Genomic DNA, 18609 nt, shown 5'->3' on the forward strand with positions numbered 1-18609 from the left:
AATCTGTTAGGTCTTTTTAAATCTATACTACTTTTAAAATAAATAATACAATTGAGTCAATGGAAGAGTTTCTGCCGGCTCACAAGTAATATGTACACCATCTACGGTTACATGATAGTTTTCGGCATTCACTTCAATTACTGGTGTTTTATCATTGTGGATAAGATCTTTTTTAGAGATGTTTCTGCAGTTTTTTACTGGAAGAATCATTTTTTCTAATTTGTAATCAGCAATAGATCCATTATCAATCGAAGCCTGAGAGACGAAAGTTGCACAAGTTGTGAATTTAGCACGACCATGTGCTCCAAACATATTTCTGTAAATTACGGGTTGAGGAGTAGGAATAGACGCATTTGGATCACCCATTTTAGCGGCAATTACAAAGCCTCCTTTTACAATCATCTCAGGTTTAACACCAAATAATGCTGGTTTCCAGATTACTAAATCAGCCATTTTACCTGGTTCAATAGAACCAACATAGTTAGAAATACCATGAGCAATAGCAGGATTAATGGTGTACTTAGCTACATAACGTTTTGCACGGAAGTTATCATTTTGTGAATTTTCATCTTCTTCTAATTGACCACGTTGCTCTCTCATTTTGCTTGCCGTTTGCCATGTTCTGGTAATTACTTCTCCAGGTCTTCCCATAGCCTGAGAATCGGAACTCATAATACTGAAAACTCCCATATCATGTAAAATATCTTCGGCAGCAATAGTTTCAGGACGAATACGAGAATCAGCAAATGCTACATCTTCAGGGATATTTTTGCTCAAATGGTGACAAACCATTAGCATATCAAGGTGTTCATCTATTGTATTAACTGTATAAGGACGTGTAGGATTTGTAGAAGCAGGCAATACATTTGGATACATTGCAGCCTTGATAATATCAGGAGCATGTCCACCACCGGCACCCTCTGTATGGAAGGTATGAATTACTCTTCCATTGATAGCTCTCATTGTGTCTTCCAGGAATCCGCCTTCATTTAAAGTATCGGTATGGATAGCCACCTGAACATCATATTTATCAGCTACTTTAAGTGCAGTATCAATTGTTCCGGCTGTAGCTCCCCAATCTTCGTGAATTTTTAAACCTAATGCTCCTGCTTCAATTTGTTCTTCAAGTGGTGCTTCTGCAGAACAGTTTCCTTTACCAAAGAAGCCTAAATTCATAGGAAAATCTTCTGCAGCTTCCAACATTCTCTGAATGTTGAATTTTCCTGGCGTACAAGTCGTTGCGTTTGTTCCATCATTTGGTCCTGTTCCTCCACCAATCATGGTTGTTATACCACTATAAAGAGAAGTTTCAATCTGTTGTGGGCAGATATAATGAATGTGTGTATCTATTCCTCCGGCAGTTACGATATAACCTTTACCACCATGAACCTCAGTAGAAGCCCCGATAATCATATTAGGAGTTACTCCATCCATTGTGTCTGGATTTCCGGCTTTACCAATAGCTATGATTTTGCCATCTTTGATTCCAATATCAGCCTTTACAATTCCCCAATGATCAATAATAGTTGCTCCAGTGATACATAGATCTAATACTCCCTGATCTCTTGTACATTCAACATTTTGTCCCATCCCGTCACGAACCGTTTTTCCACCTCCAAAAACAGCTTCATCGCCATAATAGGTAAAATCTTTTTCGATCTCAATAATTATTTCGGTATCTCCTAATCTGATTCTGTCTCCAGTAGTTGGGCCTAATATATTGGCATACTGTTTTCTGTCTACATTTAAACTCATGTTACGAATTTTTATAATTTAATTGATTAGCTTTAGCTAAACTTTGTTTTTTCTTAGAACCAGAATCTATCAATCCGTCAACAAGATTATTGAAACCCATTGCTTTTTTATTTCCTCCAATTGCTACAAGTATTACTTCTTTTTCCTCTCCCGATTCAAAACGAACAGCCGTACTGGCAACAATGTTTAGCCTTTTTCCGAAAGCCTTTTCACGATCAAAACTCATCGCTTTATTCACTTCAAAAAAGTGGAAATGGGAACCCACCTGAATAGGGCGGTCTCCTGTATTGGTCACTTTTATTTTCACAGTCTCTCTGCCTTTATTGCAGATGATTGTACCTTCTTTTACAAAAATTTCTCCTGGTGTCATAATAATTGGGATTAACGGATTGGATCATGTACTGTTACTAATTTGGTTCCATCAGGAAAAGTAGCTTCGATCTGGACATCATGAATCATGTCTGCTACTCCTGGCATTACATCATCTTTTGTGAGGATCTGAGCTCCTTCATGCATTAGCTCGGCAACTCTTTTGCCATCTCTTGCGCCTTCCAGTAAAAAATGACTAATTAAAGCTATTGCTTCCGGATAATTTAATTTTAGGCCTCTGGCCTTTCTTTTTAGAGCAAGCTCTCCTGCTGTGTATAACATGAGCTTCTCAATTTCTCTTGGTGTTAAGTGCATAGTTTTTTTATTTTAAAATTGAATTTATTGCATTATTTTACTTGTTAAAAATTTAAAAAAAATACAATAAATGTATGAAAAGGGAATATTTAATCTGTAAAGAATTCATTTGTAGGTTAGTACCTATTACTAAGAATTAACATGAGTTATATCAATATCTGTTTTTTGGTTTTGCCAGCATATTTAGAGAATTAATCATAAAACGCTGACGGTGGAAAGAAAGTTAGCAACTCCTTTTTAGCAAAGCAAAAGTTAGTTTCACCCGTAATTATAAACTTATAAATGAAGTTTAAAAAAAGAAATTAACAACTGGGAATTCGCAGAGAATGAAAAAATATATATCGGGGTAAAGTGATATATGAATAGTTATCAGTGGTTATAATAACCGGCTGGGTAGAATAAAAATGAAGATTTAAAGTATAAGGGCTCCATTTTTCAAATACTATATTAGCATCAAATGGTACTTGATTCAAGTCATCATCTATAGCAAGTTCTTCTTGAATATCGAATAAATTAAAAACATTAGTCGAAATTTGATTATCTGTTTTTTGTGAATATTTACCATTATTAGTTTTTAATAACAGATGATTTTCACTTTTAAGCATAAAGAAAACACCACAAAAAATTGTGAAAAAGAAAATGGCATAACGCCCAATTGACCCTCTTTTTGTTTTCATTATCATAAATGTAAAGGTATACTGGCAGATGTTTTTGTCACTATCAAAAAGATCACTTAAAATAGTCAAAATCGGGACAAAATATAAAAATGCAGTTTTCAACCCGTTGGATATGATTAATTGGGTTATAAAATATCCGTAAGACCTTGTTAATTTGCTGATTGTAAGAGCATTTCATGTAGACAGATTAGAAAATGGCTTTTTGGGTTAAAGATTGTTTTAAACTTTAAAAAATCAAATGCTTTTATTTTCAGACCTCTGTCAGCTCGCTTAAAATCTGAAAATCTTCCGGTAAAAGGTTCGAATTTTGTACCAAGGAGTTCATATAAAAAACAAAAAGCCTGTAAAACAATGTTTTACAGGCTTTTTGTTTTTCGTTTAAATAAATTGAGCTTACTGGAAAGAAAACACAAAGATAACGTTAAGAAATCCTTACTTTTCATAGTTGTTTTATTTGCATATTTAACTTTCACATGTAAAATCGAGTATCTTTACCCGGATTGCGATAAAGAACAGCATTCAACCTTAATAGTTATAACATATGACATTGATATCCAAAGAAAAATTTTCAGAAGCTGCAGGCCTTTCTAAAATTCCTATCCCGGGATTACCTTCTTATTTAATGAAAGTGATGAAAATTAATAATTTGAATACAGTGGTAAAAGAAGCAGGTAATCTTGAAGGTGCAGATTTTGCTAATCATGTCCTAACAAAAATTGGGGTAAAAGTTGAATATAACAACAACGAATTACAAAATATTCCTCGTGAAGGAGCATTTATAGTCGTTGCAAATCATCCTTATGGAGGTATCGAATCATTGGCTTTATTAAGTACACTTGCAAAAATACGTCCTGACACACTGTATATGGGGAATTTTTTATTAAAAGAAATACCAAATCTTGAAAAATGCATTATTGCAGTAAATCCATTTGAAAATGTGCAAAATTCTGCGAGTATAACAGGATTAAAAATGACTTTAAAAACTTTAGGAGAAGGTACTCCTGTTGCAATATTTCCTGCCGGAGAAGTTTCATCTTATGATTTTAAAACCAATAAAATTACAGATCCGGAGTGGCATCCTGTAGTAGGGAAAATTATCTGCAAGGCAGACGTGCCTATTTTACCGATATATTTTCATGGAAATAATGGATTATTCTTCAGTATGTTAAAATCAATTCATCCTATGTTACAGACTTCAAAACTAATTTCGGAACTTTTTAACAAACAAGGACATTCCTTAAAAATGACCATTGGACAACCCATATTTTTAACCAGAGTTAAAGGTAAAGTTTCCGATCCTCTAATGCTAAAAAATCTTAGAAGCACACTGTACGCCCTCAAAAATCAATTACATAATTAATCAATAGAATTAATCGCTGTTAATTCACCTAAATCTCCAAATCATGTACAAAGAAGTATCTTTCTTCCTTGTACATTTTTTATTTATCAATTTCTTATTCATTTTTTTCAAAAGAAATCCATCTACAAAATAAAACTTTTCCTAAATTCGTTTCAAATTAATTAACCATTAACCTAATCCCCAATTAGTTTATGAAACACCTACTAATCCTATCATTTATTATGATAACCTGCTCTGCATGGGCACAATCTGCAACTGCTTATTTTGACAAAGCCATGAAAAAAGCCGAAGCCGGCAACACAAAAGGCGCAATTGCCGATTATACAAAAGCAATTAGTATGAATTCGCACTTTACAGAAGCTTACCAAAACAGAGCCGTTGCAAAATACAAACTCAACGACCTGCAAGGAGCCCTTGCCGATTTTACCAAAGCAATTGAGTTAGACACAATGAATTCTGATGCATTTACAGGAAGAGCAAATGTAAGCTACAAATTAATGAATTACGACGCTGCCGTCGAAGATTGCTCTTATTGCCTTATGATGAATCCAAAAGACTATATAGCCTTAAATTTAAGAGGTCTTTGTTACAACAAAATGGGAGAGAAAAAGAAATCGTGCAAAGACTTCTCTAAAGCAATTGAATTAGGAAGCCAGAGCGCCATAAAAAACAGAGCCACTTTCTGTAAATAAAATAAAAAGCAAATCAATTAAAAAGCAATCTGCAACATTAGTTTACAGATTGCTTTTTTCATTAAAACCACACCAAATTCAGTATAAAAGATATTACTACATTTGTCCGATAAATTAAATTTTCAATGGCACTTCTTAAAAAATTAAACTACAATGCTAAAACAGATGAAAACTCTGGTTTTGGAACCAACGCAAACAGTTACGGAGGAAGATTTGTAAACAAAAACGGAACTCCCAATATTGAAAAAAAAGGAATGAATTTTCTGCGTCGCATCAGCTGGTATCACACCATGATCGATATGCCAAACTGGAAATTCATGTTTATTCTATTCTCCTTTTACATCATAATTAATTTTATTTTTGCCATTCTATATTATGCTATCGGGATTCAACATCTTGATGGAATATCACAATCACAAAATCTCATAACTCAATTTGGTCAGGCTTACTTTTTTAGTGCACAAACTTTTACAACAGTGGGTTATGGTCATATTAGTCCAACCGGATTTTTAACCAGTTCCTTATCAGCTGCCGAAGCTTTAATTGGATTATTGAGTTTTGCTATTGCAACAGGATTATTTTTTGGAAGATTCAGCAAACCAACCGCTTTCTTAAAATTTTCGCATAACGCCTTAATTTCCCCGTATAAAGAACAAAAAGCATTAATGATTCGGCTTGTTCCTTTTAAAAACACCAATTTTACAGATGCAACAGCAAAAGTAACTCTAGGAATGAGCATTGAAGAAAACGGACAAAAAACAAATAAATTTTATTCACTTGATCTTGAGTTAGACCGAATAAATGCACTCTCATTAAGCTGGACATTAGTACATCCGATGACAGAAGAAAGTCCTTTATATAATTTTACCGAAGACGATTTTAAAAAATTCACGGCGAAATTCTGGTTTTCATTACCACTTTTGATGACATGTTTAGTAACACCGTTGCCGCACGAACATCGTATACTTTTAATGAGATCATTTATGGTGCAAAATTCGAAACAATGTACAACAGAAGTAAGGATGGTACTAAAACGATTTTGTATCTCGACAAATTAAATCAGTATCATACTACAAACTTCCAATAATCTGTTCATTTTAATTAAGTTTTAAAGGTAATCTCAGATTTTGTTTTATTTTTGTTTACCCAAATAATGTACAATGGTAAACAATATAAAGACTGTTTTCAGCATAAAGGATCTCGAAAACTTATCAGGAATAAAAGCACACACAATTCGCATCTGGGAGAAAAGATATAACATTCTTGAACCTATGCGAACGGACACTAATATCCGACTTTATAACCTACAAAGCTTACAAAAACTTTTAAACATAACTTTACTGCATGAGTATGGTTATAAAATTTCTAAAATCTCTACTTTTCCGGAAGAAAAAATTCCGCAATTAGTACGCGAGATCATCTCAAAAAAGAATGCCCAAAATTATGCCATTACTTCATTTAAAATGGCAATGATGAATTTTGATCAGGAAATATTCTTTAATACTTTTGACTGGCTTATTTCTGAAAAAACATTTAAAGAAGTTTTTAAAGACCACTTTCTTCCTTTATTAAAAGAGTTGGGATTATTATGGCAATCAGAAACCATAACACCTGCAAATGAACATTTCATGAGTCATTTGATCAAACAAAAGATTTTAATTTACACCGAAAGCCTTCAAATATTAAAGCCAACCAAAACAGACAGGATCTTTGTTCTTTCATTACCATTAAATGAAATTCACCAAATTGGACTACTGTATCTTCAATATGAAATTTTATCAAAAGGCTACAAAACCATTTATTTAGGCGAAAGCATGCCAGTTGAAAACCTGCAGGATCTTACCAGACATTTTGAAAACATTACGTTTGTTTCATTCATGACTATTCAGCCGGACCGAAACGTAATTAATCAATACGTAAAAACAATGGGACAAAAGCTGCTTCAAAAGAACAATGAAATCTGGCTTATGGGTAAAATGGCTGAACATATCGATCGCAAAAACCTGCACGAAAGAATAAAAATTTTCGACTCAATGGAAGAAACAATCGATACAATATAATATTTTGTTTAAAGTTTTTGTACATTTGTTAAACAAATGAAAAAAACTATCGCAATAATAGGATCAGGCTTCTCAGCATTAGCCGCTTCATGTTACTTGGCTCAACAAGGAAACAGCGTCACTATTTATGAAAAAAACGAGACTATTGGCGGCAGGGCAAGACAGTTTAAAAAAGATGGTTTTACCTTCGATATGGGACCAAGCTGGTATTGGATGCCCGATGTGTTTGAACGTTTCTTTCATGACTTCAACAAAAAAACGTCTGATTATTATGAACTCATAAAGCTAAATCCGGCATATCAGGTTTATTTTGGCATAAATGATTTTATAAGTATCCATGATAATTTAGAAGAAATTAAAACTGCTTTTGAAAACACTGAAAAAGGAAGCGGCGAAAAACTGCAAAGCTTTATCAATAAGGCAAAAAGCAATTATGATATTGCTATTAAAGATTTGGTTTATCGACCGGGAATTTCGCCTTTAGAATTAATAACTACTAAAACGATTTTTAAGCTCAATCAGTTTTTCAGCACAGTAAGCACCGATGTCAGAAAAGAGTTTAAAAATGAAAGATTAATTCAGATTCTTGAATTCCCTGTTTTATTTCTTGGTGCAAAACCATCAAAAACTCCATCATTTTATAATTTTATGAATTATGCCGATTTCGGTTTAGGAACCTGGCATCCAAAAACAGGCATGTTTGATGTAGTTCGCGGAATCAAAAAACTAGCTCTTGAATTAGGCGTTACGATTAAAACCAATTCGTCAATCGAAAAAATAATAGTCGAAAACAAAACCGCAACAGGAATTGTAATTGATGGAAAAATTATAAATGCCGATATTGTTTTAAGCGGCGCAGATTATCATCATACCGAAACTTTACTGGAAGAAAAATATCGTGCCTATTCTCAAGAATACTGGGAAAGCCGTGTATTTGCGCCTTCATCCTTATTGTTTTTTGTAGGCTTTAATAAAAAAATAGAGCATATTTCTCATCACGCACTTTTTTTTGATGTTGATTTTAATCAGCATGCTGCAGACATTTACGATAATCCAAAATGGCCCGATGCTCCTTTATTTTATGCCAATTTTCCATCAAAAACAGATCAGACAGCAGCGCCGGAAGGAATGGAAACCGGTTTTTTCCTTATTCCCTTAGCTCCGGGAATACAGGATAATGAACAACTTCGGAAAGACTATTTTGAAAAAATCATTACTCGTTTTGAACAGCTTACGCAACAGCAAATTAAAAATAGTATTATATTTAAGAAGTCATTCTGCAAAAACGATTTTGTAACAGATTACAATGCCTACAAAGGAAATGCCTACGGAATGGCAAATACATTATTGCAAACCGCATTTTTAAGACCAAAACTAAAAAGTAAAAAAGTTCGTAACTTATATTTTACCGGGCAATTAACCGTTCCCGGACCAGGTGTTCCGCCTGCTTTAATTTCAGGAAAATTAGTAGCTGAGTTAATTCAAAAATCTATTAGATCGAAAAAAGATGAAATCACTATTTGACACAGTCTCTTATAAATGTAGTAAGTTGGTCACCAAAACCTATAGTACTTCTTTTTCGCTAGCCGTAAATATGCTGTCACCAAGTATTAGAGATGGTATTCACAGCATTTATGGATTTGTTCGTTTTGCCGATGAAATTGTCGATTCGTTTCACGATTACGACAAAGAAAGCCTTATTAATGATTTTGAGAACGAATATTACAAAGCCATAAAAACTGGAATTAGCCTCAACCCTATTCTAAATTCGTTTCAGCATACTGTAAAGAAATACAATATTACAGACGATTTAATTCAGGCATTTTTAAAAAGCATGAAACTCGATTTGGTAAAATCAAATTACGATACCCAAACAGAATATGAAGATTATATTTACGGTTCTGCAGATGTGGTTGGGTTAATGTGCCTGAAAGTTTTTGTGGCCGGAAAAGACCAAAAATACGAGCAGCTTAAACACGAAGCAATGCGATTAGGATCTGCTTTTCAGAAAGTCAATTTCCTGAGAGATTTAAAAGACGATAATTTAATTTTAAACCGAAATTATTTTCCCGGAATCGATTTAAACTCCTTTAGTGAAAGCGCCAAAACAGCCATCATAAATGATATCGAAGAAGATTTTCAAATTGCGTTACAAGGAATTATAAAACTTCCAATTGAAGCAAAATTTGGTGTTTACACCGCTTATATCTATTACAAAAAATTACTGAAGAAACTTAAAAACACACCTTATTACGAAATAGGAAATTCGAGAATCAGAGTTTCAAATTATACTAAAGCCGGGCTTTTAGCACAATCTTTTGTAACTTACAAATTGAAACTGGTGTAGCTTTTTGTCATTGGGAAGAACGAAGCAATCTCACTATCATAATACCCAAAATTATTACAACAATTCAAAACATAAAAAATGATTTCATTTTTAATCTTTTTAGGCGTTTTTCTCTTCATGGAATGCGTTACCTGGCTTACACACAAATACATTATGCACGGATTAATGTGGTATTTTCATGCAGATCATCATCAACCCAAATACGAACATACATTTGAGCGCAATGATATTTTCTTTGTCATTTTTGCCATTCCAAGTATTACTCTTTTCTATTTTGGCGTTCAGGGCGGATTTAATTACCTGTTTTTTATTGCTTGCGGCGTAACATTATACGGAATGTGTTATTTTTTAATTCACGATGTTTTGATTCATCAACGCTTTAAATGGTTTAAAAACACAAAAAACAAATACCTCATCGGATTACGAAAAGCACATAAAATACATCATAAACATTTAGGAAAACAAGATGGCGAATGTTTCGGAATGTTATTTGTTCCTTTTAAATATTATAAAATGTAAATAGATTTTATGAAAGTATATAAAATAGAAGCCACTCAATACATAAACGCACCAATCGAAGAATGCTGGGATTTTTTCTCCAGTCCAAAAAATCTTCAAACCATAACACTTGACAATATGAGTTTCGAAATTCAGGATTTCGATGGCAAACGAATGTATCCGGGACAAGTTATAACCTATACTTTAAAACCTCTTTTAGGAATAAAAATTAATTGGATGACAATTATAGCGGTTTCACGAGAAAACGAATATTTTGTAGACGAGCAACGTTTTGGTCCTTACGCATTATGGCACCACAAACACTTTTTTGAAGCAACAGAAACCGGTACAAAAATGACAGATATTGTGCATTATGCTTTACCATTTGGTTTTTTAGGGATAATCGCAAATTATTTCATGGTCAAAAATAAACTAAAAGCCATTTTCGATTATCGTCGAAACAAGATTGAAGAATTATTTAATTTAAAAGTTTAATTATTTTCTGTCACAGATTAAGGATTAGCACCAATTTTTTCACGCAGTTTTGGCAGATTTTGGCAGATTTATTTTTTAATTATAATTGAAATAAATCTGCATGCATCTGCTTAAATCTGTAGAATCTGCGTGAAATAAACCCAATAATCTGTGTCATAAAAACAGCATCTCATATAATGATAAAACAAAAAGTTACTTTTTTTTGGTTTAGACGTGATTTAAGATTAGATGATAATACGGGATTATTTCACGCCTTACAATCTGATTTTTCGGTAATCCCATTGTTCATTTTTGATGATGATATTCTGGAAAATCTTCCTAAAAATGATGCCAGAGTAAATTTTATTTATGATTCGCTTCAAAAAATAAACGATGAACTTTTAAAACTTGATGTTTCAATTTTAATCAAAAAAGGAAAAACTACCGAAGTTTGGAAATCACTTTTAGCAGAATTCGATATTCAAAAAGTATTCTTCAATAAAGATTATGAGCCTTTTGCAATTAAACGAGATTTAGCTATTTCTTCTTTATTAAAAGAAAATAACATCGAACCGTTTTCATTTAAAGATCATGTGATTTTTGAAGAAAAAGAAATCACAAAAGCCGACGGACTTCCTTATACCATTTATACGCCTTATAAAAATAAATGGCTCGAGAAATATCATTTTTCAGGACAAGCGCCCGAATATGACACAAAATCATTATGGAATAATTTTGCCAAAAGTCAGTTTAAATTTCCTGAATTATCCGAAATAGGTTTTGAGAAAAGCTCCGTAAAAGTACTCCCTCACAACCTTACTCAAATTGCAAATTATAAAGAGACCCGAGATTTTCCGGCATTAGACAGTACATCTTATCTTTCGCCTCATTTACGTTTTGGAACTGTTAGTATTCGGAAATTAGTGAATTGGGCAAACCAAAAAAATCAGACTTTTTTGAGCGAATTAATCTGGAGAGAATTTTTTATTCAAATACTATTTAGTTTTCCGAATGTGGTAAATCATAATTTCAAATCGGCTTATGACGGTATTCAATGGCGCAATAACGAAGATGATTTCAAACGCTGGTGCAGCGGAACGACAGGTTTTCCAATGGTTGATGCAGGAATGCGACAGCTTAATGAAACCGGTTATATGCACAATCGTGTACGAATGGTAGTGGCAAGTTTTTTATGCAAACATTTACTAATTAACTGGCAATGGGGCGAAGCTTATTTTGCCGAAAAATTATTGGATTTTGAATTGGCATCAAATGTTGGAAACTGGCAATGGGCTTCCGGAACTGGTTGCGATGCTGCACCGTATTTCAGGGTTTTCAATCCGGAAATTCAACAAAAGAAATTCGACGAAAAAGGCATTTACATTCGCAAATGGATTCCGGAATTTGATTTTGGTTATAATGAACCTATGGTCGATCATGCTTTTGCAAGAGATCGCGCGATTGCAGTTTATAAGGCTGGGATTTTGAAATAGTTTTTCTTGTTTCAAGTTTCAGGTTTACACACGCAAAGTCATTGCGAGGAACGAAGCAACCACACTGACAAGAGATATGCTAAATGAGATTGCTTCGTTCCTCGCAAAGACGTACTTTATGTTTATTTTGTTTCAGGTTTCAAGTTTCAGGTTTTAAGTTACACAACCTGAAACTTGAAACCTGAAACAAAAAATTAAAACCTGAAACAAAAAATCAATACTTCAAATAATTATCTACAACAATTTTCGCTTTTAAATCAAACATCAAATTATACAAACCAAAGAAAGTTCGATTCATATAAATAAAATGTTTTGAGCCGCGATTTCCGTTCATTTTTTTAAGATTGGTATCGTTAGAGAAACGTTCGCCCAATTTGGCAATATTTTCAAAGAAAGTCTCATCGGCAAAATCGAAAGTTTCGCCTTGAAAAGGTTTTGTAAAAAGAGATAACAAATCATGAAACATTTCGGTAAAATATTCGATTTCAGAAGGTGAATCATCCGGACGAAGAATTTCAAGTTCGAATAATTTTTCATTGAAAAGGGCTGAATCAGTAATCACATTTTTGTTGATTAACTCAAAATATGGTGTGTAAAAATCCTCGGGAATTTGTTTCATACAGCCAAAATCCAACGCAATTAAATGATTTTCATCGTCTACCAAAAAGTTTCCGGGATGCGGATCTGCATGTACTTTTCTAAGAACATGAATTTGATACATATAGAAATCCCAAAGCGCCTGCCCTATTTTATCGCCAATTTCCTGATCAGTGTTTTTAGCTGTAAACTCTGAGAGGTGAATTCCCGTCATCCAATCCATTGTAATTATTTTCTCTGATGAAAATTCAGGATAATAATTAGGAAAAAGTATGTTTTCGATTTTGCTGCAAGCTTCAACAACTTCCTGACTTTGTTGCAATTCCAGCAAATAATTGGTTTCTTCGATTAATTTATCTTCGACTTCCTTGAAATATTTATCAGAATCTTTTCCCTGCAAATTAAACATTCTGATCGCAATAGGTTTTACCAGAGCTAAATCTGACGAAATACTGTTTGCAACACCCGGATATTGAATTTTAACAGCTAGTTTTTTATTGTTATTAGTTGCAAGATGCACTTGTCCAATACTAGCGGCATTTACAGAATTGGCATTAAATTCATCAAAAATTTCATAAGGTGTTTTTCCAAAATTAGTTTTAAAGGTTTTTAAAACCAATGGCGCCGAAAGTGGCGGAACTGAAAATTGTGACAGTGAAAATTTCTCAACATATGCCTGAGGCAAAAAGTTTTTGTCCATGCTTAGCATTTGAGCAACTTTCAAGGCGCTTCCTTTTAAGCTTTTTAATCCGTCGTAAATATCTTCTGCATTATTTTCGTTTAGTTTATCACGGGTCAAATCAGAATTAACCATTTTTTCGGCATAATGCTTTATGTAGTTTACACCAATTTTTGCTCCCGTTTGTACTAATTTGCCGGCTCTCTCAATTTTTGAAGTGGGGATATAATCAATTGTTTTCATTGTTTGCTGTATATTTTTTCTTTAAACAGAAATTTTCCTAAATCTATAAGATGATTTAATGGCGCAACATTCAGTAACTCGAAAGAAGCATTTACAGATTTTTCGATAAAAATATCTGTTTTTTCAAAAGCCGGAGAAGCATCGTCCATCCAGAATTTTATAGTCATCAATAATTGGAGCCAGGCTGATTCCTGAATTCCTTTCTCTTGAAATTTTTGAAATTTTTCCTGTTCAATTCTATAATCATCTGTCAAAATTTCACCAACATATTCTTTAAAACTTTCTCGAAGTGATGATAATTGCGAAAGATTTCTGAGCGGATTTCTATCCATTTTTAGGGTTTGCAAAACATAACTTCTGTTGGCCGTTAAAACTTCGAAGAATGTAAAATAAAAACTCAGCATTTTATTCTTCATATCATACCCTTGATATTCTGCATTTTTATGCAACAAATCAACCGTATTGACCAAAAAGAGCCTGAAAATTTCTTTTTCCAAACCTTCTAATGTTCCAAAAAATGCATAAAATTCAGTTTCTTCAAAATCATTTTCTTTTGCAAAATGGTATACAGATTTTGGCTTTTGACCTTTCTCCAAAACTTCATCCATGTAAAGTGAAACGATATCTTCTTTGTTGATTATCTTATTTTTAGTAGCCATTTTAGTTAAATTTAGAATTGACCTTAAAGATAAGCAATGTTTAATTATCTTTACTAATCCCTAAACAGGATGCACTGTTAAATATATTATAAATCATGGCAAAGAATGTTTTACTTACCGGAGGATCAGGATTTGTTGGTAAATACTTAACCGAAGTATTGATTGCTAATGGTTTTTCAGTATCTGTTTTGAGCCGTTCTGACCGAAAAAACACACCTTTAATTACGTATTATAAATGGGACTTAAAAAATGATTTTATTGAGGAAGAAGCGATTCTAAAAGCAGATTTTATTATTCATTTAGCCGGTGAAGGCATTGTTGAAAAACGATGGACTGAAAAACGAAAAAAAGCAATTTTAGAAAGTCGGACAAAACCTGTCAAACTAATTTTGAATGTTTTAAAAAATAATAACAAATCGCTGGATGCATTTGTTTCTGCTTCTGCCGTTGGGATTTACGGCGCTATTACCAGCAAACAAATTTGTACCGAAGAACAGCTTCCGGCAAATGATTTTTTAGGGCTAACATGTCAGAAATGGGAAAATACTGTTGATGAAATTAATGCATTAAGAATTAGAACTGTAAAAATAAGAACGGGAATTGTTCTTGGAAAAAATGAAGGTTATCTTAAAAAAGTTGTCCCTTCTTTTAAAGCCGGTTTTGGAACTATTTTGGGTTCCGGAAAACAATATTTACCCTGGATTCATATTGAAGATTTATCTCAGATTTATTTAAAAGCAGTGACAGACATTGAAATGTTTGGTGCATATAATGCCGCAATTACAGATAATACTACTAATGCCTCGTTATCAAGAATTTTGGCTAATTTATACGGTTACAAAATCTGGCTGCCAAAAATACCTGCTTTTCTCATTCGGTTTGCTTTAGGCGAAATGAGCGATGCCATTTTAGAAGGACAAAGGGTTTCTTCGGAAAAAATACAAAAAACAGGTTTCGAATTTCAATTTAATGATATCGAAATCGCGCTTTCTCATAGTTTGTCTTAACTTTCTATTTTAAAGTTAACAGCGCCATTTCATCACTTCGAATAACGCCGGTTAATCCTGTATTTGCTGTTGACGAAACTTTTGAACCTATTTTTTTGGGAATTGAAATATCAAAATCAGATACTAAAATTGGAAAATCAGAATGGATTTGTATTCCTTCATTTACTTTTTTCAATAAGGCTTTTACTTCAATTTCTCTTGATTTTCCATGTACGGTCAATCTTCCCTTTATTATATATTCTTTTTCAATATTATCGATGTCTTTCAAATCAAACTTTGCAATTTTGCCTTTAAAAACTGCTTTAGGATAGCGTTCGCTTTCTAAATAGTTTGTATTAAAATGCTCCTGCATTAAATCTAATTTGAATCGAAAATCTTTGATTATAACCGTGCAAATAAATGTACTGGTTTTAGGTTCTAAAACAATAACAGCCGATCTGTTTACTGCTTTTATTTCTTCAAAAAGAGGAACTGATGCTTCAAAATTTACTGTGGCTGTGTTAGTTGTAAATTTTTCCTGAGCATATATTGAAAATGCAGTAAAAAGCAAAATAAGTAAGGTAGTTCTTTTCATAATCGTCAGCAATTAAACAATTATGTCACTCCATTTTTTAGGCTAATAAAAATAACTGAACAGTTCAGTCTTGAAAAATCGAATGGCAATATTCCGTGAAAATATAGTAACTTAATCTATACACTTAAAGTTACGTAATTTCCACGATTTTAGGCGCTGAATTTATGCTAAATATTTGTGAAATGTTTAGCATGTAAAATATAAAATGATTCCTGTAAGATAGTATACTTTTTAACCTTCAACTTCAGTACAAATCTCAATTAAAAAACCATCAAGGTCTCTCAAATAAGCAACGATTTGTCCCCACGGCTTTTTTGTTGGTTCCTTTACCAGTATTGCTCCAAACGAAGTTGCTTTTTGCACAAGTTCTGCAACATTATCCGTTATAAAGCCTATTTCTATTGCAAAAGGTTTATCCTTTGGATTACTTTCGATAAAACCGTCTTTTAAATTTTCAGTCGCCAATTTTTTTGATGCGAATGAAAGTGTCGTTTCACCGGTAATTAATTCGCCATAATCATTATCCGGCGAAATAAATTTTCTTGAAAAATCAAAGGCATTTTCATAAAATACAATTGATTCTTCTACATTTTCGACATATAATATTGTATATCCAAACTTTACCATCTTTCTAATTTTTAAGCATTAATAACGTAGTTTCAATTTACAAAAAATATTGTATACAGAAATTATCCAATTTCTAATAAAACATTATATTTATCTAAACTTGCCAGATCTTCTATAGAATTTACATTCGTAATTTTAGCATGGTCTTCTAATTCTTTTTTAGCCTCAATTTGTTTGATGCATTTTCTAAATCTTCGAACTTCATCCAGACTAGACAAAATAAGTCCCGGAACCTTCACGCTTTTACCTTCTTTATCTTTGGCTACCATTGTAAAATAAGAGGACAGACAATGTTTTACAGCACCGGTCTGGATATTTTCGGCTTCGACACGAATACCAACAATCATCGAACTGCGGCCTACATAATTTACAGAAGCCTTCATGGTAACCAATTCGCCCACTTCGATAGGTTTTAAAAAATTTACCGTATCAACCGAAGCTGTTACACAATAATTACCGCAAAATTTTGATGCTGATGCAAAAGCAATCTGATCTAGTAATTGCAAAATATATCCACCATGAATTTTACCGCTAAAGTTAGTATGCGATGGAAGCATCAATTCTGAAATGCTAATTTTTGATGAAGAAACGGGTTTAAAATCTGTAGTCATGTTTTTTGTATTCAGTTTGGTTAAGTTTAATTTAAAGATTGACTTTCGTCTGTATTTGAGGCTCTTGTAATAATATTTTCAGGAAGCGATTTCTTTGCTTTTGCTCCCATTTTTTTTAATCTTTCTACGCTTGAAATAAGATTTCCTTTTCCGTCAACAAGTTTGTTCATGGCATTTTCATATTCGGTTTTCGTATCTTTAATTTTGTTTCCTATTTTCACCAAATCAGTTACGAAACCTTCAAATTTATCATATAACGCTCCGGCTTGTCTTGCAATTTCAAACGCATTTTCCTGTTGCTTCTGATTGCTCCACATACTATCAATAGTTCGCAAAGTGGCCAATAATGTTGTTGGTGTAACAATTACAATATTACGATCGAATGCTCTGTTATATAAGGTAGAATCTTCGTTTAAGGCAATGGCAAATGCGGGTTCTATGGGAATAAAAAGCAACACAAAATCCGGACTTTCAATTTGATATAAATCATGGTAATTTTTACTGCCAAGCTGTTCTACATGCCTTTTAATCGAAAGTACATGTTCTCTTAAATAATCAATTTTAAGAATTTCAGATTCTTCGTTGATCCATTTTTCATACGCTACCAATGAAACTTTCGAATCGACAATCATTTTTTTACCATCGGGCAAATTGATTACAACATCTGGCAAAACACGACTTCCTTCGGTATTTGTGAAACTTTGCTGTACTTCGTATTCACGTCCTTTTTCTAATCCTGATTTTTCAAGAACACGTTCTAAAACCAGTTCGCCCCAATTTCCCTGCATTTTACTGTCTCCTTTTAATGCTTTAGTTAAATTCAGCGTTTCCTTGCTCATTTGGGCATTCATTTCGCTCAAACCAATAATTTGCTGACGTAAAGCTGCATGGTAATCGATGCTTTCTTTGTGGGTTTGATCTACTTTTTGCTCAAAAACATGAATTTTATCCTGTAAAGGCAACAGGATATTTTTCATGTTTTCGCTATTTTGCTCTGTAAATTTTGCCGATTTTTCTTCGAGAATTTTATTGGCTAAATTTTCAAACTCTTTGGTGAATTTTTCCTGAAGTTCTGTTATTTCTGCTTTTTGTTCTTTATGACGTTCCCATAAATTTTCAAAATCTACTTCTTTTTTTGAAAGCTGAATCGCTAAACTGTCTTTTTCTGTTCGAATATTTTCTTTCTCCAGATTAGTTTGCAACAATTGTTTTTCGAAGTTTTTCTTGTCATTTTCAAATTGTTCCTTCTGCAATTGAAACTGATTTACATTCGAATTCAATCTTTCTTCTAAACTTACTTTCTCCGATTGAAATTTAGCCGAAAACAACATTCTTCCTAAGTAAATACCCAGCAGCAATGCAATTATAAAAACCAATATAAACGGAAGAAAGTCGAACATAAGCCAGTTATTTTTTAAGTAAAATTACGCAATAATACGTAGTGCAGAATTTTAAAATTTAAATTTCACGAATTATTATCAATTCAAAATTAAACAAACATTCTAAACCTTTATCCAAAAAATTAACATCCAAAAAATATTGTTTTACGCAACCTTTTCAAAAGATGATTAT

The 18609-nt window shown here is 32.9% G+C and carries 19 protein-coding genes and 1 pseudogene; 10 read left to right on the forward strand and 10 right to left on the reverse strand.

The window, feature by feature from the left end; genetic code table 11:
- Window positions 1-33 precede the first annotated feature (33 nt).
- The 4 genes from ureC to OLM54_RS11795 all read right to left on the reverse strand — a co-directional run bounded on the left by ureC (window position 34) and on the right by OLM54_RS11795 (window position 3116).
- A complete protein-coding gene (ureC, locus tag OLM54_RS11780; RefSeq protein WP_264534820.1) occupies window positions 34-1755 on the reverse strand; it encodes an urease subunit alpha in 1722 nt (573 codons plus the stop codon).
- Between the two features lies 1 nt (window position 1756).
- Window positions 1757-2125: an urease subunit beta gene (gene ureB / locus OLM54_RS11785; protein WP_264534821.1), complete on the reverse strand. Its 369-nt coding sequence runs from the start codon at window positions 2123-2125 to the stop codon at window positions 1757-1759.
- 11 nt (window positions 2126-2136) lie between these two features.
- Window positions 2137-2439, reverse strand: coding sequence for an urease subunit gamma (ureA, locus tag OLM54_RS11790; protein ID WP_264534822.1), 303 nt, complete (start codon window positions 2437-2439; stop codon window positions 2137-2139).
- A gap of 302 nt (window positions 2440-2741) precedes the next feature.
- Entirely contained in the window at window positions 2742-3116 is a 375-nt protein-coding gene (locus OLM54_RS11795) for a hypothetical protein (protein ID WP_264534823.1), read from the reverse strand.
- 541 nt (window positions 3117-3657) lie between these two features.
- On the opposite strand from OLM54_RS11795, the gene OLM54_RS11800 reads away from it, so the two are divergent.
- From OLM54_RS11800 to OLM54_RS11840, 9 genes and pseudogenes are all read left to right on the forward strand, one after another.
- Entirely contained in the window at window positions 3658-4476 is an 819-nt protein-coding gene (locus OLM54_RS11800) for a 1-acyl-sn-glycerol-3-phosphate acyltransferase (protein WP_264534824.1), read from the forward strand.
- Window positions 4477-4667: 191 nt separating this feature from the next.
- Window positions 4668-5168 carry a tetratricopeptide repeat protein gene (locus OLM54_RS11805; RefSeq protein ID WP_264534825.1) on the forward strand — a complete coding sequence of 167 codons (501 nt, stop codon included), beginning with the start codon at window positions 4668-4670 and terminating at the stop codon, window positions 5166-5168.
- A gap of 125 nt (window positions 5169-5293) precedes the next feature.
- Window positions 5294-6255 (forward strand): annotated as a pseudogene (locus OLM54_RS11810) (ion channel).
- Window positions 6256-6328: 73 nt separating this feature from the next.
- On the forward strand, window positions 6329-7228 hold the full coding sequence (locus OLM54_RS11815) for a MerR family transcriptional regulator (protein ID WP_264534826.1): 900 nt from the start codon (window positions 6329-6331) through the stop codon (window positions 7226-7228).
- Between the two features lie 36 nt (window positions 7229-7264).
- Window positions 7265-8752: a phytoene desaturase family protein gene (locus tag OLM54_RS11820; protein WP_264534827.1), complete on the forward strand. Its 1488-nt coding sequence runs from the start codon at window positions 7265-7267 to the stop codon at window positions 8750-8752.
- Window positions 8736-9575, forward strand: coding sequence for a phytoene/squalene synthase family protein (locus tag OLM54_RS11825; RefSeq protein ID WP_264534828.1), 840 nt, complete (start codon window positions 8736-8738; stop codon window positions 9573-9575). The genes OLM54_RS11820 and OLM54_RS11825 overlap by 17 nt, the downstream gene beginning before the upstream one ends.
- Before the next feature lie 78 nt (window positions 9576-9653).
- Window positions 9654-10094: a sterol desaturase family protein gene (locus OLM54_RS11830; protein WP_264534829.1), complete on the forward strand. Its 441-nt coding sequence runs from the start codon at window positions 9654-9656 to the stop codon at window positions 10092-10094.
- A 9-nt stretch (window positions 10095-10103) separates the two neighbouring features.
- On the forward strand, window positions 10104-10568 hold the full coding sequence (locus OLM54_RS11835; protein ID WP_264534830.1) for an SRPBCC family protein: 465 nt from the start codon (window positions 10104-10106) through the stop codon (window positions 10566-10568).
- Window positions 10569-10744: 176 nt separating this feature from the next.
- Entirely contained in the window at window positions 10745-12040 is a 1296-nt protein-coding gene (locus OLM54_RS11840; protein ID WP_264534831.1) for a cryptochrome/photolyase family protein, read from the forward strand.
- Window positions 12041-12254: 214 nt separating this feature from the next.
- Here OLM54_RS11840 and OLM54_RS11845 read toward each other — a convergent pair whose 3' ends face one another.
- Window positions 12255-13559, reverse strand: a complete 1305-nt coding sequence (locus OLM54_RS11845) for an ABC1 kinase family protein (protein WP_264534832.1) — start codon at window positions 13557-13559, stop codon at window positions 12255-12257.
- A complete protein-coding gene (locus OLM54_RS11850; RefSeq protein ID WP_264534833.1) occupies window positions 13556-14218 on the reverse strand; it encodes a TetR family transcriptional regulator C-terminal domain-containing protein in 663 nt (220 codons plus the stop codon). The genes OLM54_RS11845 and OLM54_RS11850 overlap by 4 nt, the downstream gene beginning before the upstream one ends.
- A gap of 95 nt (window positions 14219-14313) precedes the next feature.
- Here OLM54_RS11850 and OLM54_RS11855 point away from each other — a divergent pair, with 95 nt between their 5' ends.
- Window positions 14314-15225: a TIGR01777 family oxidoreductase gene (locus tag OLM54_RS11855; RefSeq protein WP_264534834.1), complete on the forward strand. Its 912-nt coding sequence runs from the start codon at window positions 14314-14316 to the stop codon at window positions 15223-15225.
- Between the two features lie 4 nt (window positions 15226-15229).
- Here OLM54_RS11855 and OLM54_RS11860 read toward each other — a convergent pair whose 3' ends face one another.
- From OLM54_RS11860 to rmuC, 4 genes are all read right to left on the reverse strand, one after another.
- The gene (locus OLM54_RS11860; RefSeq protein WP_264534835.1) at window positions 15230-15799 is read right to left on the reverse strand and encodes a YceI family protein; all 570 of its coding nucleotides are present in this window, start codon (window positions 15797-15799) and stop codon (window positions 15230-15232) included.
- Between the two features lie 231 nt (window positions 15800-16030).
- On the reverse strand, window positions 16031-16426 hold the full coding sequence (locus tag OLM54_RS11865) for a VOC family protein (RefSeq protein ID WP_264534836.1): 396 nt from the start codon (window positions 16424-16426) through the stop codon (window positions 16031-16033).
- 62 nt (window positions 16427-16488) lie between these two features.
- The gene (locus tag OLM54_RS11870) at window positions 16489-17037 is read right to left on the reverse strand and encodes an acyl-CoA thioesterase (RefSeq protein WP_264534837.1); all 549 of its coding nucleotides are present in this window, start codon (window positions 17035-17037) and stop codon (window positions 16489-16491) included.
- Between the two features lie 26 nt (window positions 17038-17063).
- Complete coding sequence (gene rmuC, locus OLM54_RS11875; protein ID WP_264534838.1) at window positions 17064-18437, reverse strand: DNA recombination protein RmuC; 1374 nt, start codon at window positions 18435-18437, stop codon at window positions 17064-17066.
- Window positions 18438-18609: the final 172 nt, after the last annotated feature.

This window comes from Flavobacterium sp. N1736, assembly GCF_025947065.1.
Classification (GTDB): Bacteria; Bacteroidota; Bacteroidia; order Flavobacteriales; family Flavobacteriaceae; genus Flavobacterium.

Excerpts from the sequence above, each read along its gene's own strand:
- ureC (WP_264534820.1), bottom strand. The coding sequence starts at position 1,755 with ATGAGTTTAAATGTAGACAGAAAACAGTATGCCAATATATTAGGCCCA.
- ureB (WP_264534821.1), bottom strand. The coding sequence starts at position 2,125 with ATGACACCAGGAGAAATTTTTGTAAAAGAAGGTACAATCATCTGCAAT.
- ureA (WP_264534822.1), bottom strand. The coding sequence starts at position 2,439 with ATGCACTTAACACCAAGAGAAATTGAGAAGCTCATGTTATACACAGCA.
- OLM54_RS11795 (WP_264534823.1), bottom strand. The coding sequence starts at position 3,116 with ATGAAAACAAAAAGAGGGTCAATTGGGCGTTATGCCATTTTCTTTTTC.
- OLM54_RS11800 (WP_264534824.1), top strand. The coding sequence starts at position 3,658 with ATGACATTGATATCCAAAGAAAAATTTTCAGAAGCTGCAGGCCTTTCT.
- OLM54_RS11805 (WP_264534825.1), top strand. The coding sequence starts at position 4,668 with ATGAAACACCTACTAATCCTATCATTTATTATGATAACCTGCTCTGCA.
- OLM54_RS11815 (WP_264534826.1), top strand. The coding sequence starts at position 6,329 with ATGGTAAACAATATAAAGACTGTTTTCAGCATAAAGGATCTCGAAAAC.
- OLM54_RS11820 (WP_264534827.1), top strand. The coding sequence starts at position 7,265 with ATGAAAAAAACTATCGCAATAATAGGATCAGGCTTCTCAGCATTAGCC.
- OLM54_RS11825 (WP_264534828.1), top strand. The coding sequence starts at position 8,736 with ATGAAATCACTATTTGACACAGTCTCTTATAAATGTAGTAAGTTGGTC.
- OLM54_RS11830 (WP_264534829.1), top strand. The coding sequence starts at position 9,654 with ATGATTTCATTTTTAATCTTTTTAGGCGTTTTTCTCTTCATGGAATGC.
- OLM54_RS11835 (WP_264534830.1), top strand. The coding sequence starts at position 10,104 with ATGAAAGTATATAAAATAGAAGCCACTCAATACATAAACGCACCAATC.
- OLM54_RS11840 (WP_264534831.1), top strand. The coding sequence starts at position 10,745 with ATGATAAAACAAAAAGTTACTTTTTTTTGGTTTAGACGTGATTTAAGA.
- OLM54_RS11845 (WP_264534832.1), bottom strand. The coding sequence starts at position 13,559 with ATGAAAACAATTGATTATATCCCCACTTCAAAAATTGAGAGAGCCGGC.
- OLM54_RS11850 (WP_264534833.1), bottom strand. The coding sequence starts at position 14,218 with ATGGCTACTAAAAATAAGATAATCAACAAAGAAGATATCGTTTCACTT.
- OLM54_RS11855 (WP_264534834.1), top strand. The coding sequence starts at position 14,314 with ATGGCAAAGAATGTTTTACTTACCGGAGGATCAGGATTTGTTGGTAAA.
- OLM54_RS11860 (WP_264534835.1), bottom strand. The coding sequence starts at position 15,799 with ATGAAAAGAACTACCTTACTTATTTTGCTTTTTACTGCATTTTCAATA.
- OLM54_RS11865 (WP_264534836.1), bottom strand. The coding sequence starts at position 16,426 with ATGGTAAAGTTTGGATATACAATATTATATGTCGAAAATGTAGAAGAA.
- OLM54_RS11870 (WP_264534837.1), bottom strand. The coding sequence starts at position 17,037 with ATGACTACAGATTTTAAACCCGTTTCTTCATCAAAAATTAGCATTTCA.
- rmuC (WP_264534838.1), bottom strand. The coding sequence starts at position 18,437 with ATGTTCGACTTTCTTCCGTTTATATTGGTTTTTATAATTGCATTGCTG.